Annotated in this window: 13 protein-coding genes; 9 read left to right on the forward strand and 4 right to left on the reverse strand. The window is 34.8% G+C overall.

Annotation, left to right across the window (positions count from 1 at the left end):
* Positions 1-7: 7 nt before the first annotated feature.
* Together BUB82_RS06835 and BUB82_RS06840 are read left to right on the forward strand one after the other, a co-directional pair.
* On the forward strand, positions 8-2,011 hold the full coding sequence (locus BUB82_RS06835; RefSeq protein WP_073192863.1) for a fumarate reductase/succinate dehydrogenase flavoprotein subunit: 2,004 nt from the start codon (positions 8-10) through the stop codon (positions 2,009-2,011).
* Positions 2,012-2,018: 7 nt separating this feature from the next.
* Positions 2,019-2,765 carry a succinate dehydrogenase/fumarate reductase iron-sulfur subunit gene (locus tag BUB82_RS06840; RefSeq protein ID WP_073192864.1) on the forward strand — a complete coding sequence of 249 codons (747 nt, stop codon included), beginning with the start codon at positions 2,019-2,021 and terminating at the stop codon, positions 2,763-2,765.
* A 96-nt stretch (positions 2,766-2,861) separates the two neighbouring features.
* On the opposite strand, the gene BUB82_RS06845 is transcribed toward BUB82_RS06840, so the two are convergent.
* Positions 2,862-3,812 (reverse strand): NAD-dependent epimerase/dehydratase family protein, encoded by a 951-nt coding sequence (locus BUB82_RS06845; protein ID WP_073192865.1) that lies wholly within the window; start codon positions 3,810-3,812, stop codon positions 2,862-2,864.
* 111 nt (positions 3,813-3,923) lie between these two features.
* Between BUB82_RS06845 and BUB82_RS06850 the strand changes: the two genes are divergently transcribed.
* From BUB82_RS06850 to BUB82_RS06875, 6 genes are all read left to right on the forward strand, one after another.
* A complete protein-coding gene (locus BUB82_RS06850; protein WP_073192866.1) occupies positions 3,924-4,424 on the forward strand; it encodes a hypothetical protein in 501 nt (166 codons plus the stop codon).
* Complete coding sequence (locus BUB82_RS06855) at positions 4,378-4,893, forward strand: nuclear transport factor 2 family protein (RefSeq protein WP_073192867.1); 516 nt, start codon at positions 4,378-4,380, stop codon at positions 4,891-4,893. Before BUB82_RS06850 ends, BUB82_RS06855 begins: the two co-directional genes overlap by 47 nt.
* An 85-nt stretch (positions 4,894-4,978) precedes the next feature.
* Positions 4,979-7,018, forward strand: coding sequence for a M13 family metallopeptidase (locus BUB82_RS06860; protein ID WP_073192868.1), 2,040 nt, complete (start codon positions 4,979-4,981; stop codon positions 7,016-7,018).
* A gap of 124 nt (positions 7,019-7,142) precedes the next feature.
* Entirely contained in the window at positions 7,143-8,285 is a 1,143-nt protein-coding gene (locus tag BUB82_RS06865) for a serine hydrolase domain-containing protein (RefSeq protein ID WP_073192869.1), read from the forward strand.
* Between the two features lies 1 nt (position 8,286).
* Positions 8,287-9,000, forward strand: a complete 714-nt coding sequence (locus BUB82_RS06870) for a 3'-5' exonuclease (RefSeq protein WP_073192870.1) — start codon at positions 8,287-8,289, stop codon at positions 8,998-9,000.
* Between the two features lie 20 nt (positions 9,001-9,020).
* Positions 9,021-9,953 carry a T9SS type A sorting domain-containing protein gene (locus BUB82_RS06875; protein ID WP_073192871.1) on the forward strand — a complete coding sequence of 311 codons (933 nt, stop codon included), beginning with the start codon at positions 9,021-9,023 and terminating at the stop codon, positions 9,951-9,953.
* Positions 9,954-10,185: 232 nt separating this feature from the next.
* Here the strand turns inward: BUB82_RS06875 and BUB82_RS06880 are convergent, their stop codons facing one another.
* The 3 genes from BUB82_RS06880 to BUB82_RS06890 are packed head-to-tail and all read right to left on the reverse strand — an operon-like array spanning position 10,186 to position 14,566.
* Entirely contained in the window at positions 10,186-12,018 is a 1,833-nt protein-coding gene (locus BUB82_RS06880) for a M1 family metallopeptidase (RefSeq protein WP_073192930.1), read from the reverse strand.
* 4 nt (positions 12,019-12,022) lie between these two features.
* Positions 12,023-13,699 carry a S8 family peptidase gene (locus BUB82_RS06885; RefSeq protein WP_073192872.1) on the reverse strand — a complete coding sequence of 559 codons (1,677 nt, stop codon included), beginning with the start codon at positions 13,697-13,699 and terminating at the stop codon, positions 12,023-12,025.
* A 9-nt stretch (positions 13,700-13,708) separates the two neighbouring features.
* A complete protein-coding gene (locus BUB82_RS06890; protein WP_073192873.1) occupies positions 13,709-14,566 on the reverse strand; it encodes an MBL fold metallo-hydrolase in 858 nt (285 codons plus the stop codon).
* Between the two features lie 93 nt (positions 14,567-14,659).
* Here BUB82_RS06890 and BUB82_RS06895 point away from each other — a divergent pair, with 93 nt between their 5' ends.
* A complete protein-coding gene (locus BUB82_RS06895) occupies positions 14,660-16,522 on the forward strand; it encodes a cation:proton antiporter (protein ID WP_073192874.1) in 1,863 nt (620 codons plus the stop codon).
* Position 16,523: the final 1 nt, after the last annotated feature.

Below are 16,523 nucleotides of genomic sequence, written 5' to 3' on the forward strand. Positions count from 1 at the left end.
AAGGATTATGTCAATTTTAGATTCAAAAATACCAAGCGGTCCGATTGCAGAAAAGTGGACCAAGCATAAAAATGAAATTAATCTTGTTAATCCTGCAAACAAGAGAAATATAGACATTATAGTTGTTGGTACTGGATTAGCTGGTGCTAGTGCAGCAGCAACTTTAGCTGAATTAGGTTATAATGTAAAAACATTTTGTTTTCAAGATTCACCTAGACGTGCGCATTCTATTGCAGCACAAGGTGGAATTAATGCTTCAAAAAATTATCAAGGCGATGGCGATTCTGATTATCGCTTATTTTATGATACAGTTAAAGGTGGTGATTACCGCTCTAGAGAAGCTAACGTATACCGCTTAGCTGAAGTTTCAAGTAATATTATCGATCAGTGCGTGGCTCAAGGTGTTCCTTTTGCACGTGAATATGGTGGCTTACTTGACAACCGTTCATTTGGTGGCGTGTTAGTTTCAAGAACTTTTTACGCCAAAGGACAAACAGGACAACAATTACTACTCGGTGCATATTCAGCTATGAACCGCCAAATTAATCGAGGAAAAATTCAGGCTTTTAACCGTCATGAAATGATGGATATTGTAAAAGTTGATGGAAAAGCGCGAGGGATTATCGCTAGAAATTTAGTGACTGGTGAAATTGAACGCCACTCGGCTCATGCTGTTGTATTAGCCTCAGGTGGTTATGGTAATGTTTTCTTCTTGTCAACCAATGCCATGGGAAGCAATGTTACTGCTGCTTGGAGAGCTCATAAAAAAGGTGCATTTTTTGCTAATCCTTGTTTTACGCAAATTCACCCAACTTGTATTCCAGTATCAGGTGACTTACAAGCTAAATTAACCCTGATGTCTGAATCATTAAGAAATGATGGACGTATTTGGGTGCCAAAACATCAAAAAGATGCCGAAGCGATTAGATCTGGCCAATTAAAACCAACAGAATTAAAAGAAGAAGATCGCGATTACTATCTAGAACGTCGATATCCAGCTTTTGGTAATTTAGTTCCGCGTGATGTAGCTTCACGTGCAGCAAAAGAACGATGTGACGCTGGTTATGGCGTTAACAAAACAGGTCAAGCTGTTTACCTTGATTTTGCAAGCGCTATTGAACGCTATGGTAAAGAAAAAGCCTTTTCTTCTGGCCATAAAAATCCATCACAAGATGAAATTATAAAATTAGGTAAAGAAGTGGTGGAATCTAAATATGGTAACTTATTTGATATGTACCAGAAAATTACCGACCAAAATCCTTATGAAACACCTATGATGATTTTCCCTGCAGTACATTATACTATGGGCGGACTTTGGGTAGATTATAATTTAATGACCACTATTCCTGGTTGTTATGCCGCTGGTGAAGCAAACTTTTCAGACCATGGTGCTAACCGTTTAGGTGCTTCAGCACTTATGCAAGGCTTAGCTGATGGCTATTTTGTATTACCTTACACAATCGGTGATTACTTATCGAACGATATTCAGACTGGTCCTATTTCAACAGAAACTAAAGAATTTGAGCAAGCTGAAAAAGAGGTTCTTGATAGTTTAAATCGTTTAATGAACATTAAAGGTGATAAACCAGTTGATTATTTCCATAGAAAATTAGGTTTAATTATGTGGAATAAATGTGGAATGTCTCGTAATGAAAATGAACTAAAAGAAGCGATTGAAGAGATTGCACAGCTTAGAGAAGAATTTTACAGCAATGTTAGAATTCCTGGTAAAGCAACTGCTAAAAATGCAGAACTTGAAAAAGCAAGTCGTGTTGCAGATTTCCTAGAGTTAGGTGAATTATTTGCTAAAGACGCTTTAGATAGAAATGAATCTTGCGGTGGCCACTTTAGAGAAGAATACCAAACTGAAGATGGAGAAGCCCTAAGAGATGATGAAAATTACCGTTATGTTTCTGCTTGGGAATATAAAGGTCAACCTAAAGATGCTGTTCTACATAAAGAGCAGTTGATTTTTGAAAATATTGAATTAAAAACGAGAAGCTATAAATAAGATCATTATGAAGCTTAAATTAAATATATGGCGTCAAGAAGATGCCAACGCAAAAGGACAATTTGAAAGTTATGACTTAGATGGCATTGATGGTGACATGTCATTTTTAGAGATGTTAGACGTCCTTAATAACAATTTAGTTGAACAAGGAGTTGAACCCGTAGAATTTGACCATGATTGTCGCGAAGGTATTTGCGGCATGTGTTCACTTCAAATTAATGGTGAGCCTCACGGACCAGACCGTCGCGTGACTACTTGCCAACTACACATGCGTAAATTTAAAGATGGTGACACCATTACTATAGAACCGTTTAGAGCAAAAGCATTTCCTGTCATAAAAGATTTAGTAGTAGATCGCTCAGCTTTTGACCGTATACAACATGCAGGTGGTTATATTTCAGTAAATACTTCTGGCAATACTCAAGATGCTAACTCTATTCCTATTGAGAAAGAAAACGCGGATATGGCCTTTAATGCAGCAACTTGTATTGGTTGCGGTGCCTGTGTAGCTGCTTGTAAAAATGCAAGTGCAATGTTATTTACATCGGCTAAAGTTTCTCAATATGCATTATTGCCACAAGGTGAAATTGAAGCAACCGAGCGCGTATTAAATATGGTTGAGCAAATGGATAAAGAAGGTTTTGGTAATTGTACCAATACAGGCGCCTGCGAAATTGAATGTCCAAAAGGAATTTCTTTAGAAAACATTGCACGCTTAAACCGCGAATATTTATCAGCTAGTTTTAAGGGCTGATTAATAATACCAAATCTCCTATAAAATATTTGGGATAAGTTGAAAAAAAGCTAAAAAAAGCACCTTTTAAGAGGTGCTTTTTTTGTTGTAATGTTTTTAACTTATTGATTCCTCAACGCCTTTAAGCATGACATCCACTAAAGTTTTTAAATCGTATTTGTGCTCCCAATTCCAATCTTTTTGAGCGACAGAATCGTCTATGCTAGACGGCCATGAATCGGCAATGGCTTGTCTAAAATCGGGTTTGTAATTAATCTTGAATTCTGATACCTTCAACTTAATCGCTTCGGATAATTCATGCGGTGTAAATGAAATTCCGCCTAGGTTGTAAGATGAACGTACATTGATTTTATCGCCATCTGCTTCCATTAATTCTATGGTCGCTTTAATGGCATCATCCATATACATCATTGGTAGAGCGGTGTCTTCATTTAAAAAAGATGTGTAAACTTCACCCTTAACAGCGCTATGAAAAATTTCAATCGCGTAATCAGTTGTGCCGCCACCAGGTGGTGTTTTATAGCTAATTAGTCCAGGATAGCGAATACTTCTAACATCAACACCATAGCGTTTATAGTAATATTCGCACCAGCGCTCTCCAGTTTGTTTACTGATGCCGTAAACTGTGCTAGGCTCCATTATGGTTTGTTGAGGCGTATCAAGCTTAGGTGTAGTTGGACCAAAAACGGCGATGCTTGACGGCCAAAACAAATGCTTTATTTTTTGTTCTTTAGCAAGATTTAAAACATTAAAAAGAGAATTCATATTCAATTCCCAAGCTTTCATCGGAAATTTCTCGGCAGTCCCGCTTAACATGGCAGCCATCATATAAACCGTGTCAATATCATAATGCATAATCACATCTTGAAGCTGTGCAAAATTCGTCGCATCTAAAACTTCAAAAGGTCCTGAAGCCATTAATTCGGCAGAACCTTCTCTTATATCACTTGCAATAATTGTATCTTTACCGTGTTTTTGACGCAATGTAGCAGTTAATTCAGAACCAATCTGTCCACAAGCGCCAACAATTAATGTCTTTGCCATAATTTAAAAAGTTTTTGCAAATATACAGATTGAAGTAGTCGAGAGATTAATTATTTCATAATTATAAATTGATAATATCTCTTATATTTGATAATATCTTATAAATCAGATTAAATGATTAAATATTTATTAGCTTTTATTATAGTTTCGTGCTGCTGGTCTTGTGACCATACTGAAGAAAAAGCAGTGACTAAAAACACTGATTTTTATGCTTTACAATTAAAAGTGGATACCATTGCTATCGCTCAACTTTCTAACAAAGCTGAAGAATTTGCCAATGAATGGAACGATTACCTTGCTATTAAAACTGAAATAACAAGAACAAAAGCCATGAATATTGGCGATGCGCTTAACAATGCCGAAAACATTATTAGAATAAGCGATTCTCTAAAGGTCAGTTTACCTGATACTTTTAATGTAGAACCTATAAAAGCAAGGCTAAAACTTATTGAAACACAAGCCAAAACTCAGCAACAGCTCCTCACCCGTAAAAGTCAGGACACAGCAACAATTAAAGAAAGTATTTACAAGCTTGTACAAGGTTTTAGTAGTTTAAATAGACAAATAAATGAACGCTTTATTGAAACACCTCAATTTATTGAACCTAAAATTTAAATTAATTACAATTTTAGTCTTTGTTGTTAATCTCAGTTTTGCTCAAGAACAAGAAGAGATTAACCAAAGTCTCAACCAATGGCATAAAGCCGCTGCCAATGCCAATGCTGAAAAATATTTTGATTTAATGACAGAAGATGCTGTTTTTGTTGGCTCAGATGCCGATGAAGTTTGGAGTCTAAAAAACTTTAAAGCATTTGCCATGCCATACTTCAACAATGGTAAAGCTTGGACGTTTACGCCTGTGAGTCGCAATATTTATGTAAACGCCAATAATATAGCTTGGTTTGATGAAGTATTAACCTCAACTCATATGGGTTTATGCCGTGGCAGTGGTATTGTAGAATTAGTTGATCATCAATGGAAAATTAAACATTATGTATTATCTATTCTCGTTCCTAATGAATTAGTCGATCAAGTTAATGATAAAAAGAAACAGCATGATACTGAGTACATCAAAACACCCTAAAACTAAACATTTTTCAAAAGTTGAAGTCTAAGTTGTAACGATATCAAAAAAACAAGACTTATATATTATAAAATCAAGTAAACCTATGAAAATTAAACATTTAGCTTTGTCGGTAGCAACATTAGGCCTTGCAGCTAGTTGCTCAACAAACGAAACACAAAAAGATGCGCCAGGTATTGATGTTGAATACATGGATACTAGCGTAAGACCTCAAGACGATTTCTATACGTACGTTAATGGAAAATGGAATGAAACGGCTAAAATACCAGATGATCGAACATCTTGGGGCGGATTTCAAATCTTAAGAAAGCAAACCGATGCTGATGTTTTAAGTATTTTAGAAAAAGCTGAAGCTTCCGGTAAATATGATAAAAATACCGATCAAGCTAAGGCAATTGCGGTGTTTAATTCAATCTTAGATACCAAAGCACGAGATGAAAAAGGGATAAAGCCAATTATGCCTTACATTAATAAAATTGAAGCAGTGACTTCAATAAGCGCACTACAAGAGTTGCTAGCCACAAATCCTTCAGCAATATCAGCACCATTTTTTGGGCTTTCTGCGTATTCAGACCCGAATGATAGTAACATAAATGTAGCCTACATAGGCGTAGGTGGTTTAGGGTTGCCAGATCGCGATTACTATTTGAAAGAAGATGAAGATTCTAAAAAAATTCGCGAACAATATGTAGCTCATGTATCTAGAATGTTAAACTATATTGGCGAAACTGATACCGAAGCTAAAGCTGAGCGTATTTTAGAATTGGAGACTCAGCTAGCTGAACCTCGTTTAGATAAAGTAGCGCGTCGTGATTTCAGAAATTACAATAATCGCTATCATGTTAATGACTTAAATACCGTTGCCGAAAACATTAACTGGAAAAATTTCATGTCAGATTTAGGAATGGAATCACTACCAGATACAGTTTTAGTTATGGAGCCAAAGTACATGAGTCAATTAGACCAAATGCTGGTTTCAACGCCTATTGAAGACTTAAAACTTCTTACAAAATGGGCCACATTTAACGATGCCACAGGACAACTTTCAACCGAGATAGAAAGAGCCAATTGGGAGTTTTACAGTAAAACTTTAAGTGGTGCCAAAGCTCAACGACCTATCAAAGAACGTGCACTATCAGTAGTCAACAACACAATTGGAGAAGCTGTAGGTCAATTATATGTCGACGAAAAGTTTCCGCCAGAAGCTAAAGAAAAAGCTGAAGCTATGGTAACTAATGTAATTTCTGCATTCAAAAACAGAATTAACAACTTAGAATGGATGACAGATTCGACTAAGGCTAAAGCTATTGAAAAGCTTAACAAATTCACCGTTAAAATTGGTTATCCAGATGAATTTAAAGATTATTCAGATTTGAAGGTTGGCAAAAACAAGTCATACTACGAAAATATGTTAGCAGTTAGCGAATGGAATTTTAAAGACAATTTATCTAAAATCGGTAAACCAGTAGACAAAACAGAATGGGGCATGTCTCCACAAACTGTAAATGCTTACTTTAACCCATTGTATAATGAAATTGTTTTTCCAGCCGCTATTTTACAACCACCGTTTTATGATTATAAAGCTGATGCAGCTGTAAACTACGGCGGAATCGGTGCTGTAATTGGTCATGAAATTTCACATGCATTTGATGACTCTGGCGCCCGTTTTGACGCTGATGGCAATCTTAAAAATTGGTGGACTGATGAAGACTTAGAACAGTTTACAGCACGTGGTGAAAAATTAGCTGCACTTTACAGTAGCATTGAAGTATTAGATAGCGTTTACATTAATGGTAAATTTACTCTAGGTGAAAACATTGGTGACTTGGGTGGTGTTTTAGGCGCTTACGATGGTTTACAAATGCATTTAAAAGAAAATGGTAATCCAGGTAAAATTGAAGGCTTTACACCAGAACAGCGTTTCTTTTTATCGTGGGCAACCGTTTGGCGTACGAAAATGAGAGATGAAGCTTTGAAAACCAAAATTAAAACCGATCCACATTCTCCAGGACAATACCGTGCTTATGTGCCATTACAAAATGTAGATGCATTTTATGAAGCATTTGACCTTAAAGAAGGTGATGAATTGTATTTAAAACCAGAAGATCGCGTAAGAATCTGGTAACATCAACAAAAATAGATCGAATCGAAGCCTTTTAGTTACTTAACTAAAAGGCTTCTTTTTTTGAAAATAAATCAAAACTACACAAAATGAATTATATTTATAACTTCAGTTGAAGTTTATAGATATGAGAAAACTCTTAAAATGGTTCTTAATCAGCATCGCAACACTAATTATTTTACTTTATGTAACCGATTACAATTATATTTTAAAAGGTATTCGAGTGGTGTACTTGACAGGTCATACCACAGCTTTTATAGATGATTATAAGTACTTTGACAACCGAAGTATTGAAAATAAAACCGTTCAAAATTGGCCTAAGGCTAACACTTATAACTCTATTAAACCAACAGAACGCTTAGATTCGGTTAACAATGCGCTTGGTACCACCGCTTTTTTGATTATTAAAAATGGGAAAATTATTTATGAAAACTATGCACCTGATTATACTAAGGACTCAAAAACGAATTCATTTTCGATGGCTAAAAGTATTACAACAAGTTTACTGTTTAAAGCAATTCAAGATGGTTACATCAAAAGTTTAGAGCAACCTATAACCGATTTTTTTCCAGACTTTAAAGGTGAGTTTGCTAAAAGTACTACAGTAGGCGATTTAGCTTCGATGGCTAGCGGACTTAATTGGGAAGAACATTATTACAGTCCATTTTCGATGACGGCTCGCGCTTATTATGATGATGAAATTGGTGAACTTGTTAACAGTTTAGAGGTTAACCAAGCTTCAGGACAAAGCTTTAAATATTTAAGTGGCAATACCTTACTACTGGGAATGATTATTAGTAAAGCCACAAACAAAAGCCTGTCTGAATATTTAAGTCAAAGCTTTTGGCGTCCTTTAGGCATGCGTCAAACAGCCTATTGGCAATTAGATAATGTTGAAAGTGGCATTGAGAAAGCTTACTGTTGCATTGCATCTAATGCACGTGATTTTGCTAAAATAGGACAATTGTTTTTACAAAATGGTAGTTGGAATGGAAAACAAATCATAGACACAAGTTATGTAAAACTAGCTACAAAAGCCCGTTTTAAAGAAAGCCCACAATATGGCTATGGTTTCTGGCTGAGTAATTATAAATCTAAACAACTATTTAGTATGCGTGGTATTTTAGGGCAATATGTTATTGGTATTCCTGAAGACAATTTACTTATCGTTAGGCTTGGTCATCATCGGTCTAAAGAAAAAATCAATCATTTCCCGAAAGATTTTTATATTTATATTGATGAAACCTACCAAATGTTAAACCAAATCTAACATGTTACACAAACTTCAACTTGAGCATATTTTGTTTTTAGATATTGAAACTGTTCCAGCTTATGAAAATTTTTCAGACTTACCTGAACAACTTCAGCTATTATTTGCTTCTAAAACAGCCTATCGCCGTAAAGATGAAATTTCACCCGAGGATTTTTATTCAAGTGCTGGTATTTGGGCTGAGTTTGGAAAGATTGTTTGTATTTCTGTTGGATATCTGGTAAGCCAAGGAAGTGAACCACAGCTAAGACTTAAAAGTTTATATGGTGATGAAAGAGAATTATTATTAGAGTTTAAACACTTGCTAAACGATCATTTCAATTTACCTTATCACCTCTTGTGCGCTCATAATGGCAAAGAATTTGACTTTCCTTACATCGCTAGACGAATGCTCATTCATGGAATTTCATTACCAGAAAAACTTCAACTATTTGGTAAAAAACCATGGGAAATTCCGCATTTAGATACCTTAGAATTATGGAAGTTTGGTGACTACAAACATTATACTTCACTTAAATTGTTAACAGCAATATTAGGAATTCCGTCGCCTAAAGATGATATTGATGGTAGCCAAGTTCGCGACGTATTTTACAACGAAAAAGATATAGACCGAATTATAAAATACTGCGAAAAAGATGTCCTAGCAATAGTTCAAGTCTTGAAAAAATTACGCCAAGAACCGCTGTTAGAAGAGCATCAAATAAAGTCGGTTTAAGTCATTTAATAAATTTAATTATGAAAAAATTTCTTTCATTATGTATTATTAGTTTTGGATTACTTACGCAAGCACAAACAACGACCATACTTGACCAAAATTTTGAACAAGCTTTAATCGACCTTAATATAGATAGTGATGCCACAATAAATGGTCAAGTGCTTACCGCTGATATAGAAAATTTGGTTGAGTTAGACTTCTCTTCTCTCGATGCTATTGATTTTCAATATTTATCACCCATTACAGATTTTACCGGTATTGAAGACTTTACAGCTCTAGAAATCATTAATCTCACAGGGCAAAGATATATAAGCATTAGTGACTCAAATGCCGATTTCTTAAACCAAAACATCAATTTAAAAGAAATTTATATGTATGAGTTTGATGGCGGAGCAGTACATATTGAATTTAGCCAATTAGATGTGAGTCAGCTTGAATTGCTTGAATATATAGACATAAGAGGTGGCCAAAGAGAACTGATTATCGACAACCCTAATTTTGACTATTCAGGAATTACCATAGATATTCGTGCTAATGGCTTATTAAGACCATCAGCCGATAATTCTTCTTACTCAAATTCTTTTATGGCTCACACTTGCATCAAAGTTAATGACCCTGAAGATGCCGTTAATCAAAATACACCTTATAATACATGGACGATTATTGATAATGAATTTAGCTCGTATAGTTTTTCCTCTAATTGTAATTTGAGCCAAACAAATATTGAAAAGCTAAATGGAATTAATATTTATCCTAATCCAGTTGAAGATATAATAAAGTTTAGCAACCCACACCAAATTAAGATTAACCATGTTGAAGTTTTAGATATCAGAGGGAAATCAGTAAAGAATTTTAATAACCCAAATCAAAAAATTAATTTAAGTGAACTAAAAAGCGGTCTATACTTTATCAAGATTAATCATACCTTAAATATCAAACTTCTAAAACAATAATTTTTATTAAAACAAAAAAGCTCCTCATTTAAGGAGCTTTTTCAATAAATGTAATTATCTAATACCAAATCTTCCATAAAATAAGATAAATAAATAGTTTCTAATTGCCTTTCTCTTCGTTAAAAAAATGAAACGTAGCTTAGGCTATGTTTAATTTTTTTGCCTTGATTAAGACAATTATAATTCAATTTCTTTTTGTCTCATATTATAGAATATTTGGTATAATTTAAAATTATTCCTCTAAAGTTTTTACATTATTAGAACGGTCAACATCAGCCATCCGTTGGCTCGGATCAATTTCAACCTTAGTTACAGTATAATTAGTAACAGGTAATTCTAACTTATAGGTAGGAAAAGCCCAAGGCCAATCTTCTTCAACTGTTTCAAATTGTGGCTTCTCCCAGCGCATGATACGTAAAGGAATATAAAATAGTTGCGTAGAGCCATCTTTGTAAGTCAGTTCAACTTCAATAGGCATCGGCATCAGGCCTTTTCTTTCTAGATTAATCACAATTGTGTTTTGTGTTACATCATTTGAAACTGAAGCAATAGAATAATCAACTGTATTAGTAGTTCTCGTCCAATCATTTAGATACCAACTTAATTCTGCGCCACTAACCTTTTCAGCTACACGAATAAAATCGTTCGGAGTTGGATGTTTAAACTTCCATTCCTTATAATAACGCTTAATCGTTTGATCAAGTAAATCTTCACCGATAATATAACCTAATTGTGCCAAAAACACAGCACCTTTTGAATAAGCTGAAATTCCATAAGCTTGATTATACTGATAACGATCGGCATGCGTTGTTTGTGGTTGTTCAAAGCCAGAATTCGCTAAACTCACATAACCTCTATAAGTTCGATCAAATGGAAATTCAGGATTGTTGTCCATCACCTCGTTTTCAGCTAAAGTTGAAATATAAGTTGTAAAACCTTCATCCATCCATTCATGTTGAGCTTCATCAGTGGCTAAAAGATGTTGAAACCAAGCATGCGCCATTTCGTGAGCCGTCACTCCAACTAAGCTTCCAAAACTGCGTTCACCTGTAATTAATGTACACATGGCATATTCCATACCGCCATCACCGCCTTGCATAACTGAATATTGTTTGTAAGGATATTGACCAATATGTTTATTGAAAAACAAGAGCAAATCTTCAGTTTTAGACTGAAGGTTGACCCAATTATCTTTGATGTCTTTATTATCTTTATATAAGAAATGAAGCGTTGTGCCATCACTAGCTATACGTTTATCATGGATATAATCTGGATCTGCAGCCCATGTAAAATCATGTACATTAGGTGCAACAAAATGCCAAGTCAAAGTTTTACCACGACGTTTTACTTTAGTGCCTTCATCTTGGTAACCATAACCAACTTCATTAGGGTTTTGAATGTAGCCTGAGCCACCTAAAATATAATCTTTATCTATGGTGATTTTAACATCAAAATTTCCCCAAACACTATGAAACTCTCGACCAATATAAGGGTCTGCATGCCAACCTTCAAAATCGTATTCAGCTAATTTCGGATACCATTGCGTCATCGAAAGGGCAACACCTTCAGCATTATTTCGGCCTGATCGTCTAATTTGAACAGGCACTTGACCTTTAAAATTCATGTCTAAAGTTGTACTTTCTCCAGGTAAAATTGGGTTGGCTAACTTAACTTCTAAAACTGTTCCAGCAACTTCGTAAGCAACTTCTTGACCATCTTGATAAAGAGAGTTAACTTTCATAAAACCAATCTCGTCATCTTTAAGTTTCGAAATTCGATCACCAACTCTTGGGTCTGGATCTTTAATTGTTCTTGAACGAACATCCATCTCACTACCTGGCTGAAAAGCATTAAAATAAAGATGATAGAAAACCTGAGTTAAAGTATCTGGTGAGTTATTAGTATATACTAATTCTTGCTCACCATCATATTGATAATTTTCTACATCAAAGTCAACTTCCATTGTGTAATTGACGCTTTGCTGCCAATAGTTTGTATTATTGCGTTGCGCAAAATTGAAGGTTGACCATAAACAAAGACATAAAATTGAAAGTTGTTTAAACATAAGTTTATAGTTTTGAAGCATAAATTAAAGCATTATACATATTTACCATTTTCCCAGACTTTGAAAGCTCATTAAACGCCTTTTTATTTTCTGGGTCTCCACCAACATTAACTTGTATTGAAGAAGATAAACCACTATTTATAATAGCCTCTTTAACTTGTGCAGCTGTTAATTTTGGATACAAAGAACGAATCATCGCCGCAACTCCAGCAACATTTGGTGATGCCATTGAAGTCCCTTGTAAAAACTCGTATTTATCTAAAGGAACTGTTGAGTAAATTGCAGATCCAGGTGCAAAGACATCAACATCATCTTTACCGTAGTTAGAGAAACTAGAGACTAGATTTTCACTATAACTTGGTGTAATTGAACCAACATTAATAAAGTTGTTGGCAATTTCAGAAGTTTGCCCTGGCCATTCATCATTAGGGTAAACACGGTTTTCATCTAAATCAATACCTTCGTTCCCTGCTGCATTAACAATTAAAACATCGTTTTCTTCTGCATACTTAATAGCACCGTTTACCCAATCTGTGTGTGTTGAAAAGTATTTTCCGAAAGAGGTATTAATTACTTTTGCACCGTTATCAACTGCATAACGAATACCTAAAGCGATATCTTTATCGTACTCATCACCATCTGGAACAGCACGAACACTCATGATTTTTACATTTGAAGCAGCACCGCTCATTCCTACATCGTTTTGACGTGATGCTGCGATAATACCTGCAACGTGAGTTCCATGTCTAGCATCTGCTTTCTCTGGGTCTGGACCTGTAACTTGGTTATTTCCGTAGTATTTAGTTGACCAATCGTCTGGATTATCACCTAATTTTTCAGCACGTGCGTTTAAATCTAAGTTATAATGATAATCTAGCTGACTTTGAAAGTAATTAATACCGCCATCTAATTGTTCAATAGCTGCAGAAATATCTTCACCAACATTGTTCATAATATTAAGCATGAACATTTTTTGTTGAGATAATGCCGCATCATTGGTTTCGAGTGCTTTAAGATTTTCGATAGTTAGTGGTTTACCTTTAAGTGAGTCCGTTAAATTTACTTGAGCAACTTCAACTTGTTTCTTTAAACCCTTATAATAATCTGAATTTTGTTTTGCCTTCTGAACATCTTCATCAAATTCAGCTTTGGCTTTCATGTACATTTCGTACTCGGCTTTATTTTCAGCTGAAATATCTTCGGCTGTTTTGCTTTCGTACTTCGGCTGAAGGTCGCGAACAATTCTTGTTTTTTCAAGATTTTCTTCAACAATATCTCCTAAGAAGTTCCAACCGTAAACATCATCTACATAACCATTTTTATCGTCATCTATATTATTATTTGGTATTTCATCTTCATTAACCCAAAGGACGTCTTTTAAATCTTCGTGTTCAATGTCTATACCACTATCAACAACCGCAACAATTACTGTTTCGCCTTCATAATCCTTGATGAGTTCTTCATAAGCGAGATTAATACTCATTCCGGGAATAGTATCGGTCAATAAGTCTAATGACGACCATGACTTACGCTGATTTTCGTCTAGTTGAGAAACTTTTGCTGTTTCATTATTTTGGTTTTTTAAAGCTGATGCTTCAAATTTAGGACCGCTTGCACAGCCAACTAATAACCCAGTTGCCAGTATAAAGCCTGTGGTTTTTTTAATTGAATTTATATTCATGATAAAAGATTAATTAAATAATTCGTTAAATGTATAGGTGTTATGGTGTCGTGCACCTTTTTCAGTATCTTTAAGTGTAATAATTTCATTATGTGCATCATGCTCTAAAAACAAAAAGTAGTCTTTAGCAACAGCCTCTTGTAAAAATGCTTTTTTCTCTTTTAATGTTAGTAAAGGTCTTGTATCATAACCCATCACAAAAGGTAGCGGCACATGACCAGCGGTTGGTAGTAAATCAGCTGCAAAGACTAACTTTTTGCCCTTGTAGTCTATAATAGGAATCATTTGTTTATCAGTATGTCCATCAACAAATAAAACTTCAAAACCAAGCTCGTCATAGAAATGCCGTTGTTGGCTACGCTCTAAAAATTCAAGCTGTCCTGCTTCCTGCATCGGTAAAAGATTCTCTTTTAAGAATGAGGCTTTTTCTCGATCATTAGGATTTACTGCCCAATCCCAATGCTCTTTATTAGTCCAAAATTTTGCATTTTTAAAAGCTGGCTCGTAACCAGTTCGGTCTTTATTCCACTGAACACTACCGCCACAATGGTCAAAATGAAGATGGGTCATAAAAACGTCTGTAATATCATCACGAGTAAACCCTTTTGCTTTAAGCGATTTATCTAAGCTGTGGTTGCCCCAGCGGTAATAATAACTAAAAAACTTTTCGCTTTGTTTATCGCCCAAGCCTGTATCTATTAAAATAAGGCGTTTACCATCTTCAATAAGCAGACTTGTGGCTGCAATATCAATCATGTTATTAGAATCGGCAGGATTAGTCCTTTGCCATAATGATTTTGGGACTACGCCAAACATAGCACCTCCATCAAGCTTAAAATTTCCTGTTTCAATAGGATGTAAGGTCATACAAATAATTTAAATTGCAAAATACTAAAACTGTCTTAACTATAGCTTTCATATAATTTGAATTATGCTATTTTTAACAACAAAATTTTAACAATGGTAGAATTAGCAGGAATAATAATTTTAGGAATTATGGCACAGTGGTTTGCTTGGCGGTTTAAAATCCCTGCTATTTTACCTTTAATTTTAATTGGTTTACTTGTTGGGCCAATCGCCACACTTTTCACAGAAGATAACACTAAACTCATAGAACCTATTTGGAATGGTGAATCTGGCTTGTTTCCTGGAGAAAGCTTATTTTATTTCGTGTCATTGGCTATTAGTATTATTTTATTTGAAGGTGGTTTAACCTTACGTCGTGGAGAAATATTAAATGTTGGTCCTGTAATTGTTAAGTTAATTACTGTTGCTGTGGCCATTACATTTGTTGGCGCAGGTATTGCTGCCCACTTTATTCTTGGTCTTAGCTGGCAAATTTCATTATTATTTTCTGCGCTGATTATTGTAACTGGTCCAACTGTGATATCTCCCATACTTAGGAACATTCCACTTAAAAAAGATGTTTCTGCAATTTTAAAATGGGAAGGTATTTTAATTGATCCAATCGGTGCGTTAATTTCAGTTTTAGTGTTTGAGTTTATTATGGCTGGTCAAGGTGAAGCCTACACAAGAACGGCTTTAATCGAGTTTGGAAAAATTGTTTTATTTGGTTTCACATTCGGTTTTACTTTTGCACATGCTTTAGCTTTCGCTATAAAAAAGAAAGTGATACCACATTATCTATTAAACGTTTTTACTTTAGCAACTGTTTTAGGCGTCTTTGTTTTAGCAGACCATTTTGCTCATGAAAGCGGTCTTTTAGCAGTGGTTGTGATGGGAATTATCATGGGAAATACCAACTTACCAAATTTAAAAGAGCTTCTGTATTTTAAAGAATCACTAAGCGTACTTTTAATTTCGATTTTATTTATCCTGCTTGCTGCCAACATTAATTTTGAAGACCTCATGCTGGTTTACAACTGGGAAACGCTTATTTTGTTTGTCGTAGTTGTTTTTGTTGTGAGACCTCTTGGTGTGTTTTTAAGCAGTATAAAATCACCTTTAAAAACTAATGAAAAAATCTTTGTGAGTTGGGTTGGCCCAAGAGGAATTGTAGCTGCAGGTATTGCTTCTTTATTCGGTTTACGCTTAATGGGGCAAAACATACCAAATGCAGAATTAATAACGCCTTTAGTATTTACCGTTGTTTTGGGTACTGTTTTATTAAACGCCACAACAGCACGCCCATTTGCTAAACTAATAGGTGTATATTTAACAGACTCGAAAGGTATTTTAATTGTTGGCTCTTCCTCATTTTCGCGTCTTATCGCTAAATATCTTATCGACAATAACCGCCATGTAGTTATTGTTGATAATAATAAAAGTAATATCGAAAACGCCAAAAAAATGGGTATTGACGCTATTAACTCTAATATTTATTCTGAAGATTTAATCGATAACATAGAACTTAGTGACGTTGGTTACATGATGGCGCTTACTGGAAATACATCTGTAAACAAAAAAGCCATTGAGAACTTTGCGAAAAATTTTGGTGAACACGGAACCTTCAGAGTAATCTCTTCTGAAGAAATGGAAAATCCAGAAGAAAACCCTAAAGAAGGCTTATTTTCTCATACTGATGATTACATTAAATTGGTCAACTTAACAAGACGCTATCCTAAAATTCATGAAATTGAACTCAATTCAAAAGAACATTACGATGGCTTAGTTGAAATAAGTAAAGGAAATAGCGATATTATACCGTTATTTATTAAAGACAATGAAGGTAATCTTGAAATTATACCTTCAGACAGTACTTCGGTTGAAGTCGCCGAAGATGATAAACTAGTTTACCTTGGTAAAGAGTTTGAAAAAGAAAACTCAGACGAAGTTTTAAAAGAAAACACATTGAAAGCCTAAC

The sequence above is a fragment of the Psychroflexus salarius genome (assembly GCF_900129035.1).
In the GTDB taxonomy this organism is placed as follows: Bacteria; Bacteroidota; Bacteroidia; order Flavobacteriales; family Flavobacteriaceae; genus Psychroflexus; species Psychroflexus salarius.

Excerpts from the sequence above, each read along its gene's own strand:
- BUB82_RS06860 (WP_073192868.1), top strand. The coding sequence starts at position 4,979 with ATGAAAATTAAACATTTAGCTTTGTCGGTAGCAACATTAGGCCTTGCA.
- BUB82_RS06835 (WP_073192863.1), top strand. The coding sequence starts at position 8 with ATGTCAATTTTAGATTCAAAAATACCAAGCGGTCCGATTGCAGAAAAG.
- BUB82_RS06850 (WP_073192866.1), top strand. The coding sequence starts at position 3,924 with ATGATTAAATATTTATTAGCTTTTATTATAGTTTCGTGCTGCTGGTCT.
- BUB82_RS06875 (WP_073192871.1), top strand. The coding sequence starts at position 9,021 with ATGAAAAAATTTCTTTCATTATGTATTATTAGTTTTGGATTACTTACG.
- BUB82_RS06895 (WP_073192874.1), top strand. The coding sequence starts at position 14,660 with ATGGTAGAATTAGCAGGAATAATAATTTTAGGAATTATGGCACAGTGG.
- BUB82_RS06840 (WP_073192864.1), top strand. The coding sequence starts at position 2,019 with ATGAAGCTTAAATTAAATATATGGCGTCAAGAAGATGCCAACGCAAAA.
- BUB82_RS06890 (WP_073192873.1), bottom strand. The coding sequence starts at position 14,566 with ATGACCTTACATCCTATTGAAACAGGAAATTTTAAGCTTGATGGAGGT.
- BUB82_RS06880 (WP_073192930.1), bottom strand. The coding sequence starts at position 12,018 with ATGTTTAAACAACTTTCAATTTTATGTCTTTGTTTATGGTCAACCTTC.
- BUB82_RS06855 (WP_073192867.1), top strand. The coding sequence starts at position 4,378 with ATGAACGCTTTATTGAAACACCTCAATTTATTGAACCTAAAATTTAAA.
- BUB82_RS06885 (WP_073192872.1), bottom strand. The coding sequence starts at position 13,699 with ATGAATATAAATTCAATTAAAAAAACCACAGGCTTTATACTGGCAACT.
- BUB82_RS06870 (WP_073192870.1), top strand. The coding sequence starts at position 8,287 with ATGTTACACAAACTTCAACTTGAGCATATTTTGTTTTTAGATATTGAA.
- BUB82_RS06865 (WP_073192869.1), top strand. The coding sequence starts at position 7,143 with ATGAGAAAACTCTTAAAATGGTTCTTAATCAGCATCGCAACACTAATT.